We start from the raw sequence: 3,400 nt of genomic DNA, 5'->3' as shown, positions 1-3,400 counted from the left end.
CTCAAAATCGGGGGGACGTCGTTGGAATGCAAAAAACAGCTCGAAGGCCATGAAGCCAGTGCCGAGCAGTGCGGCGAGGACACCAATTACGGTAAGCATTTCGTTGATTCGCATGTTGGCTAACGCTGGAATTGAGCGGCGGCGCAGCCGTCCGCCTCGAATGACCTGTTAGCCCTCACGCGATCAACCTCAGGACAGCACTCGATTGCTTTACTCGCGAAAGGATGGGAACGCACAGCCCGACAAGTGCAAGCGATAAAAGTATGAGAGTGACAGTTACCGGTAGAGCAGCGGGCCACCAGGGCTGAAGCGCACTTGCGAAGCACATAAGGGCTAAAAAAGCGACAACGAAATACAGAGAGGTGCTCCTTTTCATAGCCGCTTTGGCGTCGTATCCCTGTGCGCTCCGAAAAACTTCGCCGACTATCTCAACTCGGTTCCCTGCATTTTGAGTATCTAGGGCGAACTGATCAGGATTCGTGCTATGCATTATGGCTCTTATGGCTTCCACGTCTGTTGAATAGCCATAGGCTGTCCTGAAATGGTGCTGGATCTCGCTGTTGGCGGCCTGCAAGGCGGAGCCTTGAAGGAGCGATGCAAGCTTTGCCTTTGCATCTGCTTGCGCTGGACGTCTCGCGAATGTACCCCACGATATGAGCACAATACCTAATACAACGAGTGCAAGACCAGACACGAAGAGCAATGTTTCGTTGGAGTTGTCAACTTGAAACTCGCCATTCACATACGGAGTACTGATAGAGACTTTTGCTCCAATACTGAAAAGCTTGGAGACCAACATCAGAGGCAGACCACCGGAGATCATCGAAAGGCCGGCGATTGACGGAATCGGCCGGTGCAGCCAGTTGGACAATGCCGACAGGAGAATTGATTTGAGTTCAACGAGCATCGCTACTTCCTTGTGAGGGCTAACGCTAAGTAGACCCCGAAAATGAGGTGTTGCATCGAGTATGCAGTCCGGCTCCTGGCCGCACAAGCGAGGGATTACGCGACAGATCATGGGGTTGCGCGGAGGCTCTGCGATCAGCCGTTGCATACCTTCCCTTGTTGTCCGGCACTTTTTCGGGTGTATGAGTTACACCGGCAAAATAGGGATGTAACGGGCTCTCTCCGTATCATCACTCGCGCAAGAACGGTTGCTCGGGCTGAACGAGGTCCACGCCCAAGGGCGCGTGATCAGCAGGTGTCAGCCGCGATCACGCGCAACAGGTGTGTACTCAAAAGTGGCGCCGGATCGATCACGGGCACCTTATTAGGTTGACGACGGCTCAGTCGCTGCAGCGAGCTGACTCGTCATATCGCTGCCGCCAAACGCGACGGCTTCGACTACTGCCGCGTCGGCAGCTCCGACACGCCCGCCTCGCCTTCCAGCAACGCCGGAGCGGGCCCGGCTACGGCCAGCAACGACATCGCGTAGCCGTCTTCGATGCTGATGGTCGAAACCTCATCCCACGCAAAGAACGAAGCCTCGCGCATCCACTCGGCGTCGGGGCTGAGTTCCTGCATGGTGAAGCCGTCTTCCTCGACGGCGACGAGGCGGCCGATGTAGCAGACTTCGGCTTCGTCTTCGCTGTCCACGTGCACGCCGATGACGGGCGACTGGGCGCCAGCGGCCTGGACGACGTCGCGGATGTTGTCGAGCGGGAAGCCGCGCGGGGGGCGCGGCAGGATGTGTTTCAGCGCCAGGGCTTTCTCGAAGAAGGCGTGGTGCTTGTCGGGGGCTTCCAGCTCGGAGATGTCGCGGTGCCGCATGATGTACATGCCGTCGTAGGTGATGCCGTCGCCGACCACCCACAGCAGGAAGAACTCGCGGCCGACGCCGCCCACGTAACCGCAGAAGCTGCCGTGCTCCAGCTCCTCGCGCCATAGCCGCACGAGGGTTTGCTTTTCTTGCGCTTCGCGCAGTTGGGCGCGCTGGCCGGTGCTCTTGAGTTCAATGATGTTGCTGTTCATGACGGTCATTTTAACAGAGCGGGCCCTTGGGCTTGTTTAAAGGATGTAGCGGCTGAGATCCTCGTCCTGGGCGAGACTTTCGAGGCTTTTGTCCACCTGTTCGGCGTCGATACGATATTTTTCGCCGGACTTGTCCGCCGCCTCGTAGGAGATCTTTTCCAGTAGCCGCTCCATCACGGTGTGCAGCCGGCGGGCGCCAATGTTCTCGGTGCGCTCGTTGACCTGGAACGCCACCTCGGCCAGCCGGTCGATGCCGGAGTCGGTGAATTCCAGGCCCACGCCTTCGGTGCCCAGCAGCGCCACGTACTGTTTGGTGAGCGCGTTGTGCGGTTCGCGCAGGATGCGCTTGAAGTCGTCCACGCTGAGCGCCGACAGCTCCACCCGGATTGGCAGGCGGCCCTGCAACTCGGGGATCAGGTCGGACGGCTTGGCCAGCGAGAACGCGCCGGAGGCGATGAACAGCATGTGGTCGGTCTTGATCGGGCCGTACTTGGTGGACACGGTGGAGCCCTCGACCAGCGGCAGCAGGTCGCGCTGCACGCCTTCGCGGCTGACGCCGGCGTGGCCGTGGTCGCCGCGCTGGGCGACCTTGTCGATCTCGTCGATGAAGACGATGCCGTTCTGCTCGGCCGCTTCCATCGCCTGTGCGCGCAGCTCCTCGTCGTTGAGCAGCTTGCCGGCCTCTTCGTCGATCAGCAGCGGGCGCGCCAGCTTGATCGCCAGCTTGCGCTGCTGCGTCTTGGCGCCGCCCAGGTTCTGGAACATCTGGCGCAGTTGCGCGCCCATCTCCTCCATGCCCGGCGGCGACATGATTTCCACGCCCACGTTCATGGCGAAATCCAGCTCGATCTCGCGCTCGTCCAGCGCGCCCTCGCGCAACTGCTTGCGCAGTTTCTGGCGGGTGTCGCTGTCGATGGCGGGTGCGGCGGCGGCGTCATGGCTCCAGTCGGTCGGCTGGGCCTGGCGACGGGGCAGCAGCGCATCGAGGATGCGGTCTTCGGCGCGGTCCTCGGCCTGCGTGCGCACGCGCTTGACCGCCTGCTCGCGGGTGAGCTTGTAGGCCACGTCGGCCAGGTCGCGGATGATCGATTCCACATCCTTGCCCACGTAGCCGACCTCGGTGAACTTGGTCGCCTCCACTTTCACGAACGGCGCGTTGGCCAGCGTGGCCAGGCGGCGCGCGATCTCGGTCTTGCCCACGCCGGTGGGGCCGATCATCAGGATGTTCTTGGGCGTGACCTCGTTGCGCATGTCCGGCTCAAGCTGCATGCGCCGCCAGCGGCTGCGCAGCGCAATCGCCACGGCGCGCTTGGCGTCCTGCTGGCCGATGATGTAGCGGTCGAGTTCGTTGACGATTTCGCGGGGAGTGAGTTCGGACATGAGTTCACCAGAAAGGTATGTCTTTAGCCGTCATCCCGGCGAAAGCCGG

3 protein-coding genes are annotated in these 3,400 nt (G+C 61.1%); all 3 read right to left on the bottom strand.

Going from position 1 to position 3,400, the window contains the following annotated elements:
* Positions 1 to 175: 175 nt before the first annotated feature.
* The 3 genes from UU9_RS18040 to hslU all read right to left on the bottom strand — a co-directional run bounded on the left by UU9_RS18040 (position 176) and on the right by hslU (position 3,351).
* The gene (locus tag UU9_RS18040) at positions 176 to 907 is read right to left on the bottom strand and encodes a hypothetical protein (protein WP_156804305.1); all 732 of its coding nucleotides are present in this window, start codon (positions 905 to 907) and stop codon (positions 176 to 178) included.
* Between the two features lie 437 nt (positions 908 to 1,344).
* Entirely contained in the window at positions 1,345 to 1,971 is a 627-nt protein-coding gene (locus tag UU9_RS13950) for a hypothetical protein (protein WP_007082408.1), read from the bottom strand.
* A 36-nt stretch (positions 1,972 to 2,007) separates the two neighbouring features.
* Positions 2,008 to 3,351: an ATP-dependent protease ATPase subunit HslU gene (hslU, locus tag UU9_RS13945; RefSeq protein WP_007082407.1), complete on the bottom strand. Its 1,344-nt coding sequence runs from the start codon at positions 3,349 to 3,351 to the stop codon at positions 2,008 to 2,010.
* Between the last annotated feature and the right edge of the window lie 49 nt (positions 3,352 to 3,400).

This window comes from Rhodanobacter fulvus Jip2, assembly GCF_000264315.1.
In the GTDB taxonomy this organism is placed as follows: Bacteria; Pseudomonadota; Gammaproteobacteria; order Xanthomonadales; family Rhodanobacteraceae; genus Rhodanobacter; species Rhodanobacter fulvus.
The sequence above is the reverse complement of the archived record's forward strand: the minus strand, read 5'-3'. Positions and strand labels throughout refer to the sequence as shown.